Here is a 19,995-nt window from a genome sequence, read left to right on the forward strand (position 1 = left end):
ATTGAAACCAGCCTCAGTAATTCTTCGTGGAGTCTCAGAGATATATGCGCCTGAAAGCTTACTTAAATCAGCAGGGGTTACCCAATTTATATCCCCATCCCAATACTCTTCAACTGAAGTTTTGGGGGTAGCACCAGACACAACCTGGCAGACATCACCGAGCCTGACCGTCTTTGTCTCGCTCACAGCCCCATCACCTTCTTCAGCTGCTCGATGTGCTCGCCAATTTCTCGTTGGGTCTGCTCCAGCTCCGCAATAATCTCCTCAGGGGAGCGATAGGCCACCTCTTCAAAAACCAGCTCCTTATAGCGGTTAATAGAGAGATCATAGCCCTGCTCCACAATCTCACTCTTAGGAACAGTAAAAGACTTCTCCGTGCGGGCCCGCTCACGCTCAGCCCCATCACGCTCAGCCCAGCGCTTCAAAACCTCCGGCAGGTCATTAGCCTCAACCGGGTTCCGCTTATCATCCAGACTGAACCCATCAGCCTCAACATCAAAGAACCACACCTCATCAGTGCCACCCGAATTCGTCTTCGTGAAGAACAAAATCGCGGTTGACACACCTGCATAAGGCTTAAAGACACCCGAAGGCAACTTAACCACAGCATCCAGCTTCTGGTCCTCAACTAGGGCGCGGCGAACGTCCTTATGCGCCTTCGACGACCCAAACAAAACACCATCCGGCACAATCACCGCAGCCCGCCCGCCAGGCTTCAACAACTTCAAAAACAGGGCCAAAAACAGCAACTCAGTCTTCTTGGTCTTAGCAACCTTCAACAAATCCTGGCTTGTCGCCTCATAATCCAAGCTCCCCGCAAACGGCGGATTCGCCAGAATCAAAGAGTACTTCTCGGCGTCCTCACTGGCACCCTCACTCAAAGAATCACGGTAGCGAATATCAGGGTTATTCACCCCGTGCAACATCATATTCATCGACCCAATACGCAACATGGTCGAATCAAAGTCATACCCGTGGAACATACCCCCATGGAAATGCTCCCGGTGCTTCGCACTCGTAAACGGGTCACGATTCTCACGCACCCACTCAGCAGCCGCCACCAAAAAACCAGCCGTACCGCAGGCAGGGTCCACAATGACGTCCTCAACATCAGGGGCCATCATCGCCACCATCAACTCAATAATGTGACGCGGAGTGCGGAACTGGCCATTACGACCCGCAACCGACAAGTGCGACAGCAGGTACTCATACAAGTCGCCACTCGTATCAAGATCATCAAGTGTAATAGCATCAAGCTGGTCAACAACCTTAGCCAACAGGGCAGGGGTAGGAACCTTAAAAGTAGCGTCCTTCATATGCTGGGTGTAGGTAGACTCCTCACCACCCAGCTGAGCCCCAAGATTACGCAAGAACGGAAACACACCCGAGGTCATCACATCGAACATGACCTGCGGGTCCTGATTCTTAAAATTCTGCCACCGCAACAGCTCCTGACCCTCACCGAACACCGGGTTCTCCAGCGGGCGGCCAGTCAACCGGGCCTGCTTCTCAGCACGAGTCTGCGCATCATCCAAACGACGAATAAACAGCAAATAAGTCAGCTGCTCAATAACCTCTAGCGGGTTAGAAATACCGCCCGAATAGAAGTCATTCCAAATACGATCAATACGCGATTTAGTCTCGCCCGAGATTGCAATAGCCATAGCTCTAAGTATATGGGGTCACCAGCCCCTACACTCTACTAAGCCACCTCGGCCGTAGCCCTGATACGGTTGAGAATTGAAACAATCTCAAAGGCGTCATCGTCCCCGAACATCTCAAGCGGGTCACCCAAACTCACATAGGGGTCCTCATAGAGACGCGACGGGTCAACCGTGCCATTCTCACTCAGCTCATCCACAATGCGCTGCACAAACCGAATCTGCGTCGCCGAATACCGTGACTCATCCAAAAAGACCGCAAAAGCTGCCCGGGCCTCGTCCTGGCTCAAACCCACCAGCGAGCGCACAAACACACCCAGACCCCCGGACTCACGCGCCACCTGCACATTTGCCGGCCCGCCAATACCCGAAGCGTCGATCAAATCAGCCAGAGCAGCAAAATCCTCGTCCGTTAGCTGCTTACCGCGAAGAACCTTCTGCACGGCAACCGCATCCAGGTGCTCGCGCAGGTACTCCTGCATTTTCTGCTCAAACCGCTCCTGGTTCATGCCCACCTGGGTGCGCACTACCTCGACCTCTACCGGGTCGATAAGCTCGTCCTGAAAATTGGTGTAGACAATCTTCTTCTGGCCCTTATCAAGCAGATGGGTGACACCGCGCAGCTTCTTGCGCATGAACTCCAGCAGGGCAGGGGAGACATCCACCCACCAGTCATCTGCGGCCAGCTGCTCCAGGTGGGGCAGGACGGCCGCGATGGCAGGAACCGCTGCCTTAGTCAGCAGGTCCTCGGCGAGGGTCTGGGCCACCTCTTTGGCACGGGCCAGCGCGGCAGAATCACCGGTGAGGGTAGACAGCTGGGCCCCGAGCATGAGCAGGTCAAACTGCTTGGCCTCCAGGGTTCCTTCAACCGGCACAGTGGAGGCAACAGCCCCCAAGCTCAGCGCCAACTCGGCCTCCGCCTCAGAAAGCTGCGCCCAGGCGTCCGCGGATGCAAAGTGCTCCACTGCAGCCCGGTGGGGGCGCACCAGCACATTGCCTATATCGAACCTGCCCACAAAGGCAGCCAGATCAGAGCGCACAGCCACCGCGTAATCGTCCCCAGCACTCACGGTGCCAGAGCCCACCAGGGCCCGGGCCAGCCTCACCCGGGTTTCAAACACCCGCTGAGAGACAGGCTTAGCTAGCTGACCCTCAGAGCCGGGCAGATCCTGGCTGAAATACTCCAGGTTCTGGCAGAAATCGAAGACCAAAAAGTCCGTCTTATCGGCCCCGGGGCCAAAAATATCGGGAGCCAGGCGGGTGCCGCGCCCCAGCATCTGCCAGAACTTGGTCTTGGCCCGTACCAGCTTGAAAAAGACCAGGTTCAGAATCTCAGGCACATCAATGCCGGTATCGAGCATATCCACACTAATGGCAATGCGGGGTAGAGACTCCGGCTCAGAGAACTTCTCAATCGCCGACTCAGCCGCATACGTGCGGTTAGTAATCACCTGGGCATAGGAGCCGCCATAACCGGGGAAGAGCGCGTTAAACCGCTCATAGATAAAATCAGCGTGGGCCTGGTTCTTAGCAAAAATAATGGTCTTACCTAGCAACTCACCGTCAGCTACCCGGTAGCCGTGCTCCATGAGCGTGGTCAGTACCTTATCGACCGTATCGGCGTTGAAAAGAAAGCGGTTCAGGGCCTCGCTCGTAATCTCATCGGGCACAGAATCGCCCCAGTCAGCAGACTCCCACTGCTCCTGCTCAGCCTCACTGAGCTGGTCATAGCGGATACCCTCGCGCAAGAAACGGGTGCCCACGCTAAAGCCCCGGGCAGGAACCAGGTAACCATTGCTCACCGCCTGATCGAGAGTATAGGCGTCGGTTGGCACGCCGGCTTCTAGGTCAAAGAGGGCATAGGTGTTGAAATCAACCTCGTCTTTAGGGGTAGCGGTCAGCCCCACCAGCAGGGCGTCAAAGTACTCAAAAATCGCCTTGTACTTGGCATAGACCGACCGGTGAGCCTCATCGATCACAATCAAATCGAAGTAACCGGGGCCGAATTCGCGCAGAGTGGCCTCGCCCTCAGCCCGGGTGCGGTTAATGATGTTCAGCATGGTGGGGTAGGTGCTGGCATAGACCCGGCCATTGGCCTGCTTATCTTCCACCAGATTCACCGTAGCCAGGTTCGGCAGATGGGTTTTAAAAGCCTTAACCGCCTGATTCACCAGGGCGGTGCGGTCAGCCAGGAACAGGACGCGCTTGACCCACCCGGCGCGTGAAAGCAGGTCCACCAGCGCGATGGTTGTGCGGGTCTTACCCGAACCGGTCGCCATCACCAGCAGGGCTTTACGACGCCGGGCATCAAAAGCCTCAGCCACCGAAGCAACAGCCCGCAGCTGATAGTCGCGCCCCGCAATCTCAGTATTCACCTGCTGACCGCTCAACTGCTGGCGGCTGGTCCTGCGCTCAATCAAAAGGGCCAGCTCATCTTCGGTGAGGAAACCCTGCACCTCACGCGGCGGGTAACCGGCAGCGTCATCCCACAGGTAGTGGGTATAGCCGTTGGTATAGAAAATAACCGGGCGGACGCCGGTCGCCGCCTGGAGCGCGTCTGCATAGGCCTTTGCCTGGTCGCGGCCAACATCCACCGACTCCCGCGCCCGCTTGGCCTCAACCAAGCCGAGGGGGCGGCCGTCCCTACCCCACAGCACGTAATCAACCCGGCCCGACCCACTGGGGGTGGGCAGACCCGTCACCGGGTACTCACGGTCCCGCGTATTGGCAAGGGGCCAGCCAGCCTCACCCAGGAGCAGGTCGATGAAGTAGTCGCGGGTTTCAGCCTCGTTATAGTCATGGGTGTCGGGCAGGGGCCTAGCCGCCTGGGCTTCAGCTAACTGAGCGCGAAGACGCTCAAGCTCGGCGTCCATAGCGTCAACCCGTGCCTGGTGCTCAGCAGCAAGTCTCTCCAGCTCAGCCGTGCGTTCGGCCTCAGCCTCAGCCATGCGCTGCTGGGTCAGAGCTCGCTGCTCTGCCTGGCGGCGCAGCGTGGGAATTAGCTGGCGGTCAAAAGACCTGCCCATAGGAGCTAAAGCCGGGGTTGCCGAATGGTTGTACACACCCCAGACCATCAGATGATACAGGTCGGTTACCGCCCGTTCGGCGTCCCGTTCAGAAAGGACCCTCCGGGAGTTATGGGCCGCATCGTTTCCCAGGTGGCGGATAGTCTTGAACTTCAGGCGCTTGTCATTATCGAGAAATACAGAGAAAGCCTCATTGCTGGTCAAGGTCGCCAGCGTGGCCTGCTCTGGGCGATAAATACCCCGCACCCGGTAGATATACTCAACCAAACCCTCAATAGCCCGCCGGGCGTAGAAACAGGCGGTGGGCGCGTCCGTCACCAAATAACCCTCAGCCTTGGCGCAATCCTGGTAGAGCTCCGGTAAGGCCTGGTGAACAAAAGCAAAGTTAGACATAGCGCCTCATGACTGTGCGAGAAGGTGTAGGTGCAATCACACATATTTTAGCCTGGTCAGCGCTTGGAAGGGGACCTCAAAACCTAAAAGGGACCGCACATTATGCGGTCCCTTTTTGGAAATCAGGTCCCCTTGGGGGCGGGGGTGGGGCTTACTCGTCCGTCCCCGCGAACTGCGAGTTGTAGAGCTCGGCGTAGAAGCCGCCGCGCTCCAGCAGCTCAGCGTGGGAGCCGGATTCGACAATGTCGCCGTCGCGCATAGCGAAAATGACGTCGGCATCCCGGATGGTCGAGAGACGGTGGGCAATCACGAAGGAGGTCTTACCCACTGCCAGCTGGCCCAGGGCCCGGGCAATCAGCAGCTCGGTGCGGGTATCGACCGACGAGGTAGCCTCATCCAGAATCAGTAGGGGTTTCTGAGCCACCATGGCGCGGGCAATCGTGACCAGCTGCTTCTGCCCGGCAGAAAGCTGGGTCTGGTCGGTCAGTACCGTGTCGTACCCGTCGTGCAGCTGCGATACCAGCTCGTCCAGGCCAACCGAGGCCATGACCTCATCCAGGCGCTCCTGGCTGACCTCACCAGCCCCGTACACCACGTTCTCCCGCAGGGTGCCCTCAAAGAGCCAGGTATCTTGCAGCACCATGGCAAAGAGGGAATCAACCTGCTCACGGGTCAGATCGGTGGTGGGCACCCCGTCAATGCGAATCTGCCCCGAATCGAGCTCGTAGAAGCGCATGAGCAGGTTGACCAGGGTGGTTTTGCCGGCACCGGTCGGGCCCACAATCGCGACCTTCTGGCCGGGAGCCACCGAGGCGGTAAAGCCGTGGATAATCTCCTTGCCCGGCTCGTAGCTGAATCGGACGTCCTCAAAGTCCACCGCCCCGCGCACCGGCTGATCCAGGGCGGCGGTCTTGGCGGACTCGTCCTCCAGCTCCTCTGCCTCTAAGAACTCAAAGACGCGAGCGCCAGCGGCTGCCGCCGACTGCAGGGAGGTAGCCGACTGGGCCAGCTGACCCAGGGGATTGGTGAAGAGGCGGACGTAGACGATAAAGGCCACAATCACACCGAAAGTGATGCTGTTGTTGAGAACCAGGGCGGCACCAACCACGCAGACCACCACATAGCCCAGGTTGCCGATGAAGCCCATGAGGGGGAACATAAGGCCCGAGAAGAACATGGACTTCCAGGCCACCCGGTAGAGGTCGCTATTGCGGTCGGCAAATTCGGCGCGGGCGCCTGCCTCCCCGTTGTAGGCGCGAATCATGGAATGGCCGCTGAGGGTTTCTTCAATGTGGCCATTGAGCTTACCCAGGAGCTGCTGCTGGGCCACGAAGTATTTCTGGCTGCGGGCCAGCACGAAGCCTGAGGCGATAATACCCAGCAGGGAGGCAACAATGGCAGCTAGGGCCATGCGCCAGTCGGTAACAAACATCATGATGGTTGAGCCCACCAGGGTGACCACACCGGTGATAGTGGTGGCCAGGGAGTTATTGAGGGTCTGCTGAAGGGTATCCACATCGTTGGTCACGCGCGAGAGGGTATCGCCGGTTGAGCCCCTATCCATGTAGGCCAGGGGCAGCCGGTCAATTTTGCGGTCCAAATCGTGGCGCATGGAGCGCGATACCCAGACGGTCGAGCGGGCCATAATCTGCCCCTCCACCAGGCTCAAGAGTAAGGAGGCCACCAACATGCCGATGGAGATCCACATGAGGCGGTAGATTTCGCCCATATCCAGCTGGCCTGTGAAGCCCTTCTGAATCTCGTCGGTGATTGCCGAGAGGAACTGCGGGGCAACAATGGTGAGAACAACCCCGATAACGGCAGCCACAATGGCAACAATCATGCCGGGTAGCACCGGGCGCAGGTAGGCAAGTAGCTTACCTATGGTTTGTTTGAAGGGGGCGGACGCCTGCCCCGGCAGGGTGTGGCGCGGCGGGCCACCGGGGCCACCGAAGCCACCGGGGCGGGAGCCCTTCTCGCTTTTGAGCTGGCTATCGCGCAGCTGGCCTGCAGACTTAAGACCTTTGCGGGCTGACTCTAGCTCTTCGGGGGTAAAAACTGGTGACTGGCTCATGAGCGAAGTTCCTCCTCAGAGAGCTGGGACAGGGCAATATCCTGGTAGACCTCGTTGCTGGCCAAGAGTTCCTCGTGGGTACCGGAGCCGACCAGTCGGCCCTTATCAAGCACCAGAATCTTATCGGCCTCCCGGACGGTGCCGATACGCTGGGCTACCACCACGATGGTCGCCCCCTTTGCGGAGTTCTTGAGCTGACTGCGGATATCTCGCTCAGTTTTATAGTCCAGAGCCGAGAAGGAATCATCAAAAATCATGATCTCCCCGCCCCGGGCAAAGGCCCGAGCCATGGACAGGCGCTGCCGCTGACCACCGGAGAAGTTCTTACCGTTCTGGGCAACAGCCGAAGCGTAGCCGTCCTCCTTCTTGTCCACGAACTCAGCTGCCGCAGCTGCATGAGCTGCCGCCACCACGTCCTCGGCGGTCACAGCCTGCAGGCTCTCGCCCAGGGCCAGGTTAGAGGCCACCGAGCCCGAGAAGAGCACACTCTTTTGAGGTACATAAGCCAGGCGGGCGCGCAGGTCCTTCTGGTTCCAATCGCGCACATCAACACCGTCCACCAGCACCGCGCCCTCGCGCACATCGGCAAACCGCGGAATCAGATTCACCAGGGTCGACTTACCCGAGCCGGTCGAACCAATAATAGCCACCGTCTCACCCGGGGCTGCCGTAAAGGAAATCGAATGCAGGGCGTCCCCGTCAGCCTCGGGGTAACGGAAGCTGACATTCCTAAACTCCAGGGAACCTGCCGGGGCAGCACCAGCGCTGACCCCGCCGTCCACAATCGCCGCCTGAGTTGTCAGAACCTCGCGGATACGGCGCCAGGCAACCAGCGCTCGCGGTCCCATCACAAAGATAACGGTCATCATCATGAAGCTGGTGACAACCTGCAGGGCGTAGGTGGAGAAGACCACCATCTGCCCAAAGAGGGTGACGCGCTCGGTCAGGTCGGCTGTACCGTTAATCAGCACAGCACCCAGCACATAGATGGAGAGCGATAGGCCGGTCATAATGGCAGTCAGCAGGGGCATGATGAAGGCCATGGTCGAGTTAATGAAGAGGGTGGTGTTACGCAGGTCGGTATTGACCTCCTCAAACCGCTCCTCGTGGAAGGCGCCGGTGGTGTAAGCCCGAATAACCCGCAGGCCGGTCAGGTGCTCACGGGTGACCCGATTGAGGCGGTCAGTGATTTTCTGCATGCGCATCATGCGGGGGATTGCTAGACCCATCGCCACCCCCAGAACCAGCAGGGTGGCGAGGACGGCGATACCTGTGGGAATGGTCCAGGTCAGCGACTGGGTAGCGATCTTGGAGCTGGCCCACACCGCCATAATGGGGGCCTTAATGCTCATCTGTAGGCCCATCACCACAAACATCTGCACCTGGGTGACATCGTTGGTGGAGCGGGTGATCAGGCTGTCGGTGCCAATGTGGTTCACCTCGGCACTGGAGAGGTCAAAGGTCTTGTTGTAGACCCCGGCCCGCAGGCGTCGGGCAAGGGTGGTGCCGAAAATAGCGGTACAGAAGCCGGTGATAATGGCACAGACCATGGAGGCCAGTGCTGCTGCCAGCATGAGGGTTCCGTCAGAGACGACGTCCCCCAGTTCTGAGCCGGGGGTCGAAATGGTGAGGGTGATGTTCTCCATGTACTCGGGAACCTTGAGGTCAAGGTAGACCTGGGCGACGATGGATAACACCGCAACCAGGGCGAGCAGCCATTCTCGCCGGTGAATGAAGCGGGTGATGTTCATAGAATCCTAGGGCTTTTCGATAAAGAAAAAAGGTGCATCTCTGCACCTTCGTCCTTCCTATTATGGCCCACCTGCTCCTGGTACAGGCGGTATTCGGCAGCCTGGTAGGGCTGTACTTTTCACCACCTCATTCTGGAGGGGACGCTAGGGGGCATCGAGGCCTCTGGCTGCTAAGGCATCGCCGGTGTCTTGGGCATAGGAGACGGTGGAAATAACCAGGGGGATCATGAGTCTGAAGGGGCTGACTTTGAGGCCCCGGGCCGTGACTGCCTGGTTGATGAGGAGCCAGCGGTCCATGATGGCGGGGATAGAGCGAATCATCAGGGCTAGGGCCAGGCCAATGCGGTCGGGGGAGATCCCTAGCCAGCGTAGGGGCCCACAGAGCCGGGCGAAGCCGTCGATAATGGCGGGCATGGGGGTGCTCCAAAGCAGGACCTTGGACGCGCAAATCATGGTCAGAAGGGTTAGCAGGACGTCAGCACCCGCCTGGATTTTACGTGCCAGGGTGTAGTAGATGGCAAGGATCAGGATGAGCCACGCCAGGGAGATGAAAGTCTTAACCCAGGTAGTCGGTGGAATCTGGGCGAGGGTTCCCAGGGCAAGGACTGTCACGAGGCTGGCGGTGCCGTACATCCAATGGGTGGTGAAGGCCAATAGCAGACCCAGGGCAACCAGGGTAAGGCCTTTGAGCCAGAGGGGGCAGCGGTGGATAGGGGTGGTAAGGGGCTGGTAGGTGCCAAAGAGGTTATAGGCCGGGTTCATGATTTTTCCTGGCCCGATTCTGTTTCTTGTGGTGCTTCTATGGTAGGGAAGCCTTGGGCACACCAGCGACGGTAATCGTGTATCACCCGGTCAGCTGGGCCTTGGGCAATGAGGCGACCTTCATGAATCACTATAGCCTCCTGGCAGGACGCCGCCAGCTCAAGGTCATGGGTGGAAATCAACTGCTGCTGGGGGAGGGAATCTAGCAGGTCAATAAGTTTCAAGGTGTTCTTGAGGTCTAATAATGTAGTTGGTTCATCCAAAAGTAGAACCTGAGGTTTAACGGCAAGGACGGCTGCCAGGGCGGTGAGCTGTTTCTCCCCACCTGAGAGGCTATAGACCGAGTCGAAGGCCCGGTGCTCAACCCCGCACTCAGCCAGGGCAGCAAGGGCGGCGGTGCGGCGGGCGTCCTTATCTTTGAGATGTTTGATGGACAGCTCAACATCTTCTACACCGGTTGACATCACCAGCTGGGCACCTGGATCTGCAAAAAGCAGGCCAATATGGGATCTCACCTGGCCTAGGTAATCAGCCACCGGAACCCCGTGGACCAAAACCTGGCCCGAGGTTAGGGGGGAGAGTCCATTGAAGAGCCGTAAAAAGGTTGACTTGCCAGATCCGTTGAGGCCGAGCACGGCCGTCCTGGGTGCCGTCAGGGTGACGGTGATTTCGTGGAGGAGGGTGCGTTGGCCAGATCCGGTCTCTACCGTAACTTCAGCTGCACGGGTAGCTAAACCCGCCCCGGGGTCAAAGGTGGCCGGGGCGGGGGGTGACGCTAATTTTTTCTTGAACAACACGGTGTTGATACTACTAGCAGGAGTCTAGGAGCGGGCAAGAGCTGGGAAGGCCCGGTGGACGGCCAGGGCAATAAAGACTGCAACCAGGCACTTGATGAGATCACCGGGAACATAGACCAGGGCAGCGGTGGTTGCAGCAGTGAAGCTCAACTTAGCGTTGATCATCATGCCTACAATACCCAGGGCCTGAATCATGGAGAAGCCGAGCAAAACGGCCAAGACCAACTGGGCAAAGCGGACGCCGGCCGATACCTGGCGACGCAAGAAAGCATAAGCTAGGGTGCCGGTAATCAAGGCGCCGGGCAGGAAGCCGATCAAGTAGCCGATCGAGGGGGAAGCGAAGGTGCCAAAGCCCCCCTTGCCGCCGGAAAATACCGGCAGGCCCAAGAAACCTGCTGCCAGGTAGAGGGCAACAGCCAAGGTGGCCCGTTTGCCACCTAGAATGAGGGCTGCTGAGTAAATGGCCAAGGTCTGGAGGGTAATGGGCACAGCTGCCGGGCCAACCGGTATGGCAGGAAGAATGGCACATACGGCGATAAAGGCTGCAAAGACTGCAATGAGGGCCAGATCGCGGCCGGGGAGGGAGGCTTTCGCCGGGGGAGTTGTTGTAGTCATGAGCATAAATATAACCGGCATTTGAACGGTGTTCAAAAATGGTGGGGCAGGTAGAATAGCGTGTTGGCTTAACATCTGAAATTCAAAGGATCTTCTTTCCGTGCTTGCTGTCTCAAACCTCGAACTACGCGCTGGCGCCCGCCTCTTGATGGAAGACGTCAACTTCCGCATTGATAAGGGGGATAAGGTTGGGCTGGTGGGCCGCAACGGTGCCGGCAAGACCACTATGACAAAGGTCCTGGCAGGGTTGACCCTGCCGGCAGACGGAACCGTCCAGCGGGGTGGCACCATCGGGTACCTGCCCCAGGATCCCAAGGTGGATGACATGACCCAGCTGGCTAAGGACCGGATCTTCTCGGCCCGCGGCCTGGACGGGGTGGCCCGCAAAATGCGTCAGGCCCAGGAAATGATGGCCAGTGAAGACCCGGCAGAGCACGCCAAGGGCATGCGCCGCTATGACCGCTTAGAGGCTGAGTTTATTGCCGGTGGCGGTTATGCCGCTGAGTCGGAGGCGGCAACCATTACCGCCAACCTCGACCTGCCTGAGCGCGTCCTCAACCAACCCCTCTCCACCCTCTCAGGTGGTCAGCGCCGCCGCGTGGAGCTGGCCCGCATTCTTTTTGCCAATGCAGACACCATGCTGCTTGATGAGCCTACCAACCACCTGGACGCTGATTCTGTGGTTTGGCTGCGTGAGTTTTTGAAGAACTACCAGGGCGGTATTCTGGTCATCTCCCACGACGTGGAACTCATGGAACTGGTGGTCAATAAAGTCTTCTACCTGGATGCCAACCGCTGCGTCATCGACATCTACAACATGGGCTGGAAGAACTACCTGCTCCAGCGCGAGCAGGACGAAGCCCGCCGCAAGCGCGAACGCGCTAATGCTCAGAAGAAGGCCTCAGCGCTCATGGAGCAGGCCAATAAGATGCGGGCTAAGGCCACCAAAGCTGTTGCGGCCCAGCAGATGATTAAACGAGCTGAAAAGCTCATGCGCGGCCTTGAAGAGGAGCGGCAGGTTGATAAGGTTGCGGCCATCCGCTTCCCCGACCCTGCCCCCTGCGGTAAGACCCCCCTCTCTGCCACCGGGCTTTCTAAGAGCTATGGCTCTCTGGAGATCTTTACCGATGTTGATCTGGCGATTGACCGGGGTTCGCGCGTGGTGGTGCTGGGCTTCAATGGTGCCGGTAAAACCACCCTGCTGCGTATGCTGGCTAAGAGTACCCAGCCCGATACCGGTGAAGTTATCTACGGCCATGGAGCTAAGGTGGGCTACTTTGCCCAGGAACACGAAATTTTGGACCATGATCGCACCGTCTTTGAAAACATGAAGTCGGCAGCCCCTGATTTGGATGATACCCGGGTGCGCACCATCCTGGGTTCCTTCCTCTTCTCTGGTGATGATGTTGATAAGCCTGCCGGGGTGCTCTCTGGTGGTGAGAAAACCCGCCTGTCTCTGGCGACCCTGGTGGCCTCGTCCGCTAACGTGCTGCTGCTCGATGAGCCGACCAACAACCTGGATCCGGCCTCCCGCGAAGAAATCCTGAATGCCCTGAAGAACTACCAGGGGGCTATTGTGATGGTCTCCCACGATGAGGGCGCGGTTGAGGCTCTTGATCCTGAACGGGTATTGCTCTTGCCTGATGCGGTAGAAGATTTGTGGAGTAAGGAATACCAGGACCTCATCTCCTTGGCCTAATCTCAGGTGCTTAGATTCTGGGAGGCTCATACAGCGGGTTGGTTCGTACCAACCCGCTTATGTGTAGGTTTTTGACTCAAACCCACTGTTTGGCGCATCACGCCAAGGGGAGTGCACCCGTGTGTTATGTGGGTTTCTATCAGTCAAACAAAGGTCACGAAATGATAACGGACGTCCGGGGGTGGAGTTCTGTGAGAACGGGGGAGTAGAGTTGAAAACAGCTAGGAGGCCCCGCCAAGTAAGGCTTCAGAGCAAGACAGAAAACAGTTCGCAGATGAACTGAACCTCGAGACCCAACACCGACGTTGGGTGTAGAAGAAAGGATGATTCTATGCTGGAATCACACGACGTACGTTACCCCGAAATCGCTGCTGAAGAGGGCGTAGAGGTCGACGTTTACTGGACCGAAGACTAAACCCCTTCTTCGCTGAGGCGAATACATAAAAGTTTTCCTTCCACCCGCCTTTCGTGAGTGACTACATGAAGTGATGACAGGGTGACATACGCAAGGAGCCAGACGCTTGATTAAGCATCTGGCTCCTTGACTATTAACCCCTGATCAAACTCAGGCTGGGTCAAAAATAACAGCTGGCAATTGGGCTGGGTATGTATCCACAAAACCCAGGGCAGCGAGCGCAAAGAGCGCGATATAGCAGGAGAGTCCAAGGGTGAGGATCTTCTCCCTGGTGCTGTCGGCGTCCCCCAGCAGGGGAAGGGCCATATAGCCGCTCTTGCGCCACAGCTTGCTCGGAACCAGGGGCTTGATGGTCACCGGCCACAGTGGATTGATGCCGCGGGTGGTGAGGGCATCTCCCAGTAAGTGGGTGGCGGCCCCCGTCAGAATGGCCCAGGGCATGTACACCAAGGAATCTGTTGCCCAAACGCCGAAAACCATGAGGACGGCCCCGGCCCAGCCACCAGGTGCCTTGAAGGTCCGCAAGGCCAGGCCCCCGGCAAAAGCTGCAAGTGCTAGAGCCAGCACGGGAATACCCGCATAGGTGAGGCGGTCAGCAAAATAAGCAAGAGCCCAAAAGGCTGCAAGTCCCACCAAAGAATGGGTGCCCTTCCGGTGGCCGCCAGAAATCAGACTGACGCCTCGGGCTACCCAGCCGCTGACCGGGGGAATGGAATGGGCGATGGTTCCCTTGGGATGATCCACATCGGGAAACATACCAGCTCCTGCTGCAGCGAGGGTGGTCACCGCGATCGTTGCTGGATCCTCTAGGGGGACAACTCCTGCTTCAATGAGGGCCAGCCAGGCAGCAGCTGCACTGACGGAATGGGAATAACCCATCATGGCGACCTAATCACCCCTCCGTGTGAAAAGAATATGAATCATAGGCCCCACCCTACCACGATTCGAACACCTGTTCTAATCATTCGAGTTGCCCCCACCTGTCCTCAGCCCCCACGCCTGCCCCGGACATCCCCACCCAACACCACCGCCTAAAACCCCCAACTCAACCCATAAAAACCCCACCCCGGGCGTACACTAAAAACTAGGGCAAGTTTTCCCCGCCCTGCCACCCACAGGTGGCCTCACAACTACATACTGAAAGTCAATTGGTTTGAACAAACATACCCACGGGTCAGAAACCCCGACCCCTGCTGAAACTTCAAACACCATGCTCTACACCATGGACGACACCCCACCCGTCGGCGTCTCCATCCTGTTAGCGCTCCAACACATCCTGGCCGCCTTCGCCGGGATTATTGCGGTACCCCTGGTCGTCGCCAACGCTCTTAGCTTCACCGTCGCCCAGACCTCCCTCATCGTCAGCGCCTCCATCTTTGTCGCAGGTATCGCCACCTTCATCCAGTCCAAAGGCATCGGACCCGTCGGCGCCCGCGTCCCCGGCATGATGGGCACAGACTTCACCTTCGTCAACCCCACCATCGCCGTCGGCTCCCAATTCGGCATGGCCGGCATCGTCGCAGCAACCCTCAGCGCATCCCTCGTTGAAATCGTGCTCTCTCGCTTCATCAAACCCCTGATGCGCTTCTTCCCGCCCCTCATCACCGGCACCGTCGTAGCCCTCATCGGCATCACCCTGCTCCCAGTCTCCATGGACTGGGCAGCAGGCGGCGTCGGATCCGACAGCTACGGTTCCCTCCAAAACCTCACCATCGCCTTCGGCGTCATGGCCCTCACCCTGGCCATCAACCACTTCGGCCGCGGCATCCTCAAGGCAGCCGCCGTCTTCATCGGCATGGTTGCAGGTTACCTGGTCTGCATCCCCCTAGGCCTCGTTGACCTCTCAGTTGTCAGCGACGCCGCCTGGTTCGCCCTGCCCAACATCTTCTCCTACGGCCTCCACTTCGACTGGGCCTCAACCCTCGCCTTCATCCCCGCCTACATCGTCTCAACCATTGGTACCGTCGGCATCATGATGGCCATCGGCCAGGCAAGCCAGGCAAAGGTAACCGAGAAGCAGGTCTCCGGCGGCGTCCTTGCGGACGGTGTCGGCTCAGCGCTCGCAGGCATGTTCGGGGCAGGCCCCAACACCGCCTTCTCCCAGAACGTTGGCCTGATCACCCTGACCAAGGTGGCCTCCCGCCGGGTCATGATTGTTGCCGGCATCATCCTCGTTGCCCTGGGTGTCTTCCCCAAACTCTCAGCTCTGATCTCAGTGATGCCCCAGCCGGTGCTGGGCGGAGCTGGCGTCATCATGTTCGGCCTGGTGGCAGCCCAGGGTATTAAAACCCTCGCCTCCATTGAGCTGGGCGACCGGGAACTGTTGATCGTCTCCATCTCCCTGGCCCTGGGTATTGGCGTGACCGTCCGCCCCGACATGCTGGCTAACCTGCCTACCGCCCTGCAGATGATTCTCTCCTCCGGTATCTCCACCGGAACCCTGGTAGCCCTCTTGCTCAACATTGTTTTGGTTGACCGTACACCCAAGGAAACAGCATGAAACTTCTCGAAGATAAAATCCGCTCAGAAGGGCGAATCCTTCCCGGAAATATTCTTAAGGTAGACCAGTTCGTCAACCACCAGGTTGACCCTGAACTCATGATGGAAATGGGCCGGGACTTCGCTGACCACTTCAAGGACGCCGGTGTCACCCGCGTCCTGACCCTAGAAGTCTCAGGGATTTCAATGGCCATGACGGCAGCCCTCCACCTGGGGGTGCCCATGGTTTTTGCCAAGAAGATTTCTTCTAAGACCCTGTCCAATGACACCTACCATGCCAAGGTCTTCTCTTACACCAAGAAGATTGAGTATGACATCCGCGTTGATAAGCGCTTTGTTACCCCGCAGGATAAGATCCTGATTATTGATGACTTCCTGGCTAACGGCCAGGCCCTGCACGGGCTGACCTCCCTGTGTGAGCAGGGTGGGGCTGAAGTTGTCGGCTACGGGATTGCTATTGAAAAGGTTTTCCAGGGCGGTGGTCAAGAGTTCCGCGAGCGCGGCTTTGACGTTTACTCCCTGGCCATGATTGATCACTTTACCGAGGACGGCGTGGTCTTTAGCCACGAAGTTGAAGGTAGTTAGATAAGCCCCTAGACAATTCCCCTCCACCAGCTGCGGTGGAGGGGAATTCTTTTAGGAGATGTACCCGTCAATCAGGGCGTCTTCGATTTCCTCATCGGTCAGGTGTTTGCCCTTCTTGGGCAGTTTCGGGCGCACAATCGATTTCATGTGAGCTGGCATGTCATCTACGAAATCCATGCGGCGCCGGACGATTTCCTCGTCCTCATTGCCAATGTAGGTGCCGTTCTCATCGTAGAACTGGTTGAAGTAGGCCATCAGTTCAGCAGCGACCTGGGCATCTAGCTCGTCATTGCGGACCTTCTGGCGGGCTGACCAGAAGAAGGCGATATAGAACATGATGGCAAAGCAGTACCATTGCACCGAATAGGAGAGATTGGGGCCGTAGTCTTCTTCTGGCTTCTCTTTGAGAATGGGGGCGGACGTCGGGGCCGGGTCTTCGCTTGCAAGTACGCCGTAGTTGACGGTAGCCACATCGAGGCCGGTCAAGTCTTTGAGTTCTGGTAGGTCAATGCTGGAGAGCTGGCCGGGCAGGGGGGAAGAACCAGTATCAATTTCCCCCTCGACCAGGCGGGCGGTAAGGGTAACCAAGCCGCTGGGGGCTGCTGGAACCTGCTGGGCCGTTGAGCTAGCGTCCCCAAAAGCCGCTTCCATCCACCCGCGGTCAATCACCAGAATCTGCCCATCGGCGGTCTGGAAGGGAACCAGAATTTCGTAACCGTTCAAACCCTTATAGGGACGGTTGCGCACCAGATACTGGTGCTCAGTCAGGTAGGTGCCACTCATGGTCACCGGCTGCCAGCGCAGGGAAGAATTCTCCGACGAAAAGAGATCAGGCCGGTCGCTCAAGGCCAGGGGGGCAGCATCATAATTTTGCGAAATCCGTTCATTCGAAAAATCAAGCGCCTCCTTGCGACCCATCTGCCAGCCGGCCAAATAGAGGCACAGCAGGGAAGCTGCAACCGTCAGGGCAAAAATACCCAGCCACTTACCGGAGAACAAAAAACCGTATTTCTTCACCCACATACCCTAACCTAGGGGCACCGTTTCCTTCCAAAAACCACGAGCCACCACAAAATCCTGAAGATACTGGACATGCTCGGAACAAGCGGCCCAGGACTTCCGCCGCTCAGGCGTATGAATCTTGGGATTATTCCACAAGACCTCAAACTCAGCCTCAGCCACACACCCCTTACGATTGCACTTCACAAACTGGGGGCCATCACTGTTGTGGGGCAAATGGCCAGACCCCAAGGAACCCAAAATATCCATGTCTACCCTTCGTCACCGCGTCCTGACTCATCAGCGTCTAAAACAATCTCGCCCTCAATAATGAGGGACTCAGCCAAACCGGCGCCATCACCAAATTCAGCTGAATCTGCAGTATCGCCTCCTGTGCCGGTACCTTCGCTGGTCCGGGCAACCCGTTCAGCCTGGGCTGCTTCAATGGCAGCTTGCTGCTCGGGCGGAAGCATAGAGGTAAAAGACCCACCGCCCTGTCGAGCATTGCCGTTAGCAACTACCACAGCTGACCAGGGAAAAACAACCGCACCGGCAATGAAAATCCACTGCCAGATACCATCGGTGAGGACGGCAGCAACAATGCAGGTAACCCGCAAAAGCATCTTGAAAGCATAAACCTTTGCCCGGGAGCTGACCCCCACCGATTGACGCTCATCAGCACCGGTGATCTCAAAAACCTCAGGCTCACCGGAAGAATACCCGGCAGCCTTCAAATCCTCGGCAGTCCAATACTTCTGCGCCACCACATTCACCTCCCTGAACACACAAGAACCACAAAAATCCGGCACCACATGGCACCCCAACCAGTCTACTCCTGCTACAAAACTGCCTCACCCAACCTGACACCACCTAACCACACCCGCCAGGTCAAATAACACGCGCCTACTTGAACAAAGCACCACTTTTTTCTCAAGAGCGTAAGATAGGGACAGAACCAAACCCCCACAACAAGGTGAAACAATGACCAACCCCACCGTACTCATCACCGGCGGCAACCGAGGCATCGGCTACGCCATCGCCACCGAATTCAAAAAAGCCGGCTACAACGTCGCCATCACCTACCGCTCCGGCGAACCCCCCGCAGAATTCTTCGCCGTCAAAGCAGACGTCACCGACGCAGCCTCCATCGACGCCGCCTTCACCACCGTCGAAGCCGAATTTGGCCCCGTCGGCGTCGTCATCGCCAACGCAGGCATCACCAAAGACACCCTGCTCATGCGCATGAAGGAAGAAGACTTCACCTCCGTCATCGACACCAACCTCACCGGCGCCTTCCGCGTCGCCCAACGCGCCACCAAGGGCCTGCTCAAAAACAAGGGCGGCCGCATCATCTTCATCTCCTCCGTCGTCGGCCTCTACGGCAACCCCGGCCAGGTCAACTACTCAGCCTCCAAGGCAGGCCTCGTCGGCATGGCCCGCTCCATCACCCGCGAACTCGGCGCCCGCAACATCACCGCCAACGTCATCGCCCCCGGCTTCATCAAAACCGACATGACCGACCAACTCTCCGACGACCTCAAAAAGCAATACACCGACTCCATCCCCGCCCGCCGCTTCGCCGAACCCAAAGAAATCGCCGACGTAGCCCTCTTCCTGGCCTCCGACGCCGCAGGGTACATCTCAGGTGCCGTGATTCCTGTAGACGGCGGCCTGGGAATGGGCCACTAAGGGGAATCGCATTCCGTGCCCTCCTGAGTGCTCGCGCGCTCGCACCCGGGCACTCCATCCCAGAGCCAGCGGACGGGGCACACACCTTCCCAGGCTACTGTGTACGTCAGGGCGGGGAGCTACCGCCCTCTACCCCCGCAGTAATCATTTGTACAACACATATTTAGGACTCAGAATGTCACTTCAGAACAAGACCATCATCATTACCGGATCCTCCCGCGGCGTGGGTGCAGATACCGCCCAGATCCTGGCCGCCCAGGGTGCCAACATCATCGTCAACTACCGCTCCAAGGCCCCCCGTGCCACCAAGGTTGTTGCCGCGATTGAAGAAGCCGGCGGCAAGGCTGTAGCCGTTCAGGGGGACGTCACCAAGGCCGAGGACGCCGCCGCCCTGGTAGAGGCTGCCATCGAGAACTTCGGCTCCCTGGACTACCTCATTCTCAACGCTTCTGGCGGTATGGAAGCCGGTATGCCCGATGACTACGCTATGGTGCTCAACCGCGACTCCCAGCTACGCCTAGCCCGTCTGGCAGCTGAGAAGATGCCCGAGGGTGGCCGCATCGTCTTTGTGACCAGCCACCAGGCCCACTTCATCCGCGAAGTAGAGACCATGCCCGAGTACAAGCCGGTAGCTGAGTCCAAGCGCGCCGGCGAGGACGCCCTACTAGCAGAAATCCCTGCCCTCACCGAAAAGGGCATTTCCCTGGTGGTTGTCTCTGCCGACATGATTGAGGGTACCGTCACCGCCGCCCTGCTCAACCGCCTGCACCCCGGTGCGATTGAGGCCCGCCGCGAAGAAGCTGGCAAGCTCTACACCGTCAATGAGTTCGCCCAGGAAGTAGCAAAAATGGTAACTGCCGATGTCGAGACCGGGCACATCGAGCTGGTCGGTGGGGCTGGCGGCTTCATCAAGTAACCACCAACACTTTGGACCACAATCAGCTCAAAAATAGGCCATTTTATGGGGTTTTTTGAGCTGATTGTGGTCCAAAGGTAGGGGTGCTCCCGCAAGAACAGAATGGACGCTGGT

General features: G+C 58.1%; 16 protein-coding genes. 5 read left to right on the forward strand and 11 right to left on the reverse strand.

The annotated features are described in order from the left end of the window. From ACMXX3_RS07175 to ACMXX3_RS07210, 8 genes are all read right to left on the reverse strand, one after another. Nucleotides 1-186, reverse strand: a 186-nt coding sequence (locus ACMXX3_RS07175; RefSeq protein WP_421084051.1) for a restriction endonuclease subunit S, incomplete at its 3' end; no start/stop codon positions are given. Further along, a complete protein-coding gene (locus tag ACMXX3_RS07180; protein ID WP_421084052.1) occupies nt 183-1,664 on the reverse strand; it encodes a type I restriction-modification system subunit M in 1,482 nt (493 codons plus the stop codon). The genes ACMXX3_RS07175 and ACMXX3_RS07180, both read right to left, overlap by 4 nt. Before the next feature lie 38 nt (nt 1,665-1,702). Continuing rightward, a complete protein-coding gene (locus ACMXX3_RS07185) occupies nt 1,703-5,080 on the reverse strand; it encodes a DEAD/DEAH box helicase family protein (RefSeq protein WP_421084053.1) in 3,378 nt (1,125 codons plus the stop codon). A gap of 151 nt (nt 5,081-5,231) precedes the next feature. Next, nucleotides 5,232-7,154, reverse strand: coding sequence for an ABC transporter ATP-binding protein (locus tag ACMXX3_RS07190; protein ID WP_421084054.1), 1,923 nt, complete (start codon nt 7,152-7,154; stop codon nt 5,232-5,234). Further along, entirely contained in the window at nt 7,151-8,905 is a 1,755-nt protein-coding gene (locus ACMXX3_RS07195; protein ID WP_421084055.1) for an ABC transporter ATP-binding protein, read from the reverse strand. Before ACMXX3_RS07195 ends, ACMXX3_RS07190 begins: the two co-directional genes overlap by 4 nt. Nucleotides 8,906-9,049: 144 nt before the next feature. Next, nucleotides 9,050-9,667 (reverse strand): energy-coupling factor transporter transmembrane component T family protein, encoded by a 618-nt coding sequence (locus ACMXX3_RS07200; protein WP_421084056.1) that lies wholly within the window; start codon nt 9,665-9,667, stop codon nt 9,050-9,052. After that, entirely contained in the window at nt 9,664-10,464 is an 801-nt protein-coding gene (locus ACMXX3_RS07205) for an energy-coupling factor ABC transporter ATP-binding protein (RefSeq protein WP_421084057.1), read from the reverse strand. The genes ACMXX3_RS07200 and ACMXX3_RS07205 overlap by 4 nt, the downstream gene beginning before the upstream one ends. Nucleotides 10,465-10,488: 24 nt before the next feature. Then, nucleotides 10,489-11,079, reverse strand: coding sequence for a biotin transporter BioY (locus ACMXX3_RS07210; protein WP_421084058.1), 591 nt, complete (start codon nt 11,077-11,079; stop codon nt 10,489-10,491). A gap of 100 nt (nt 11,080-11,179) precedes the next feature. On the opposite strand from ACMXX3_RS07210, the gene abc-f reads away from it, so the two are divergent. Then, complete coding sequence (gene abc-f, locus ACMXX3_RS07215; protein ID WP_421084059.1) at nt 11,180-12,778, forward strand: ribosomal protection-like ABC-F family protein; 1,599 nt, start codon at nt 11,180-11,182, stop codon at nt 12,776-12,778. A 565-nt stretch (nt 12,779-13,343) separates the two neighbouring features. Here the strand turns inward: abc-f and ACMXX3_RS07220 are convergent. Further along, nucleotides 13,344-14,075: a metal-dependent hydrolase gene (locus ACMXX3_RS07220; RefSeq protein ID WP_421084060.1), complete on the reverse strand. Its 732-nt coding sequence runs from the start codon at nt 14,073-14,075 to the stop codon at nt 13,344-13,346. 271 nt (nt 14,076-14,346) lie between these two features. On the opposite strand from ACMXX3_RS07220, the gene ACMXX3_RS07225 reads away from it, so the two are divergent. Together ACMXX3_RS07225 and ACMXX3_RS07230 are read left to right on the forward strand one after the other, a co-directional pair. Beyond that, entirely contained in the window at nt 14,347-15,693 is a 1,347-nt protein-coding gene (locus ACMXX3_RS07225; protein ID WP_421084061.1) for a nucleobase:cation symporter-2 family protein, read from the forward strand. After that, entirely contained in the window at nt 15,690-16,277 is a 588-nt protein-coding gene (locus ACMXX3_RS07230; RefSeq protein WP_421084062.1) for a xanthine phosphoribosyltransferase, read from the forward strand. Before ACMXX3_RS07225 ends, ACMXX3_RS07230 begins: the two co-directional genes overlap by 4 nt. 51 nt (nt 16,278-16,328) lie before the next feature. Here ACMXX3_RS07230 and ACMXX3_RS07235 read toward each other — a convergent pair whose 3' ends face one another. Continuing rightward, on the reverse strand, nt 16,329-17,300 hold the full coding sequence (locus ACMXX3_RS07235) for an SURF1 family protein (protein WP_421084063.1): 972 nt from the start codon (nt 17,298-17,300) through the stop codon (nt 16,329-16,331). 248 nt (nt 17,301-17,548) lie between these two features. Then, entirely contained in the window at nt 17,549-18,040 is a 492-nt protein-coding gene (locus ACMXX3_RS07240) for a DUF3099 domain-containing protein (protein WP_421084064.1), read from the reverse strand. Nucleotides 18,041-18,257: 217 nt separating this feature from the next. On the opposite strand from ACMXX3_RS07240, the gene ACMXX3_RS07245 reads away from it, so the two are divergent. Both ACMXX3_RS07245 and ACMXX3_RS07250 read left to right on the forward strand, forming a co-directional pair. After that, nucleotides 18,258-18,965, forward strand: a complete 708-nt coding sequence (locus ACMXX3_RS07245; protein WP_421084065.1) for a beta-ketoacyl-ACP reductase — start codon at nt 18,258-18,260, stop codon at nt 18,963-18,965. A 175-nt stretch (nt 18,966-19,140) separates the two neighbouring features. Continuing rightward, complete coding sequence (locus tag ACMXX3_RS07250) at nt 19,141-19,881, forward strand: SDR family oxidoreductase (RefSeq protein WP_185172947.1); 741 nt, start codon at nt 19,141-19,143, stop codon at nt 19,879-19,881. The last annotated feature ends 114 nt before the right edge of the window (nt 19,882-19,995 follow it).

The sequence above is a fragment of the Rothia nasimurium genome (assembly GCF_049068285.1).
Lineage (GTDB): Bacteria > Actinomycetota > Actinomycetes > Actinomycetales > Micrococcaceae > Rothia > Rothia nasimurium_I.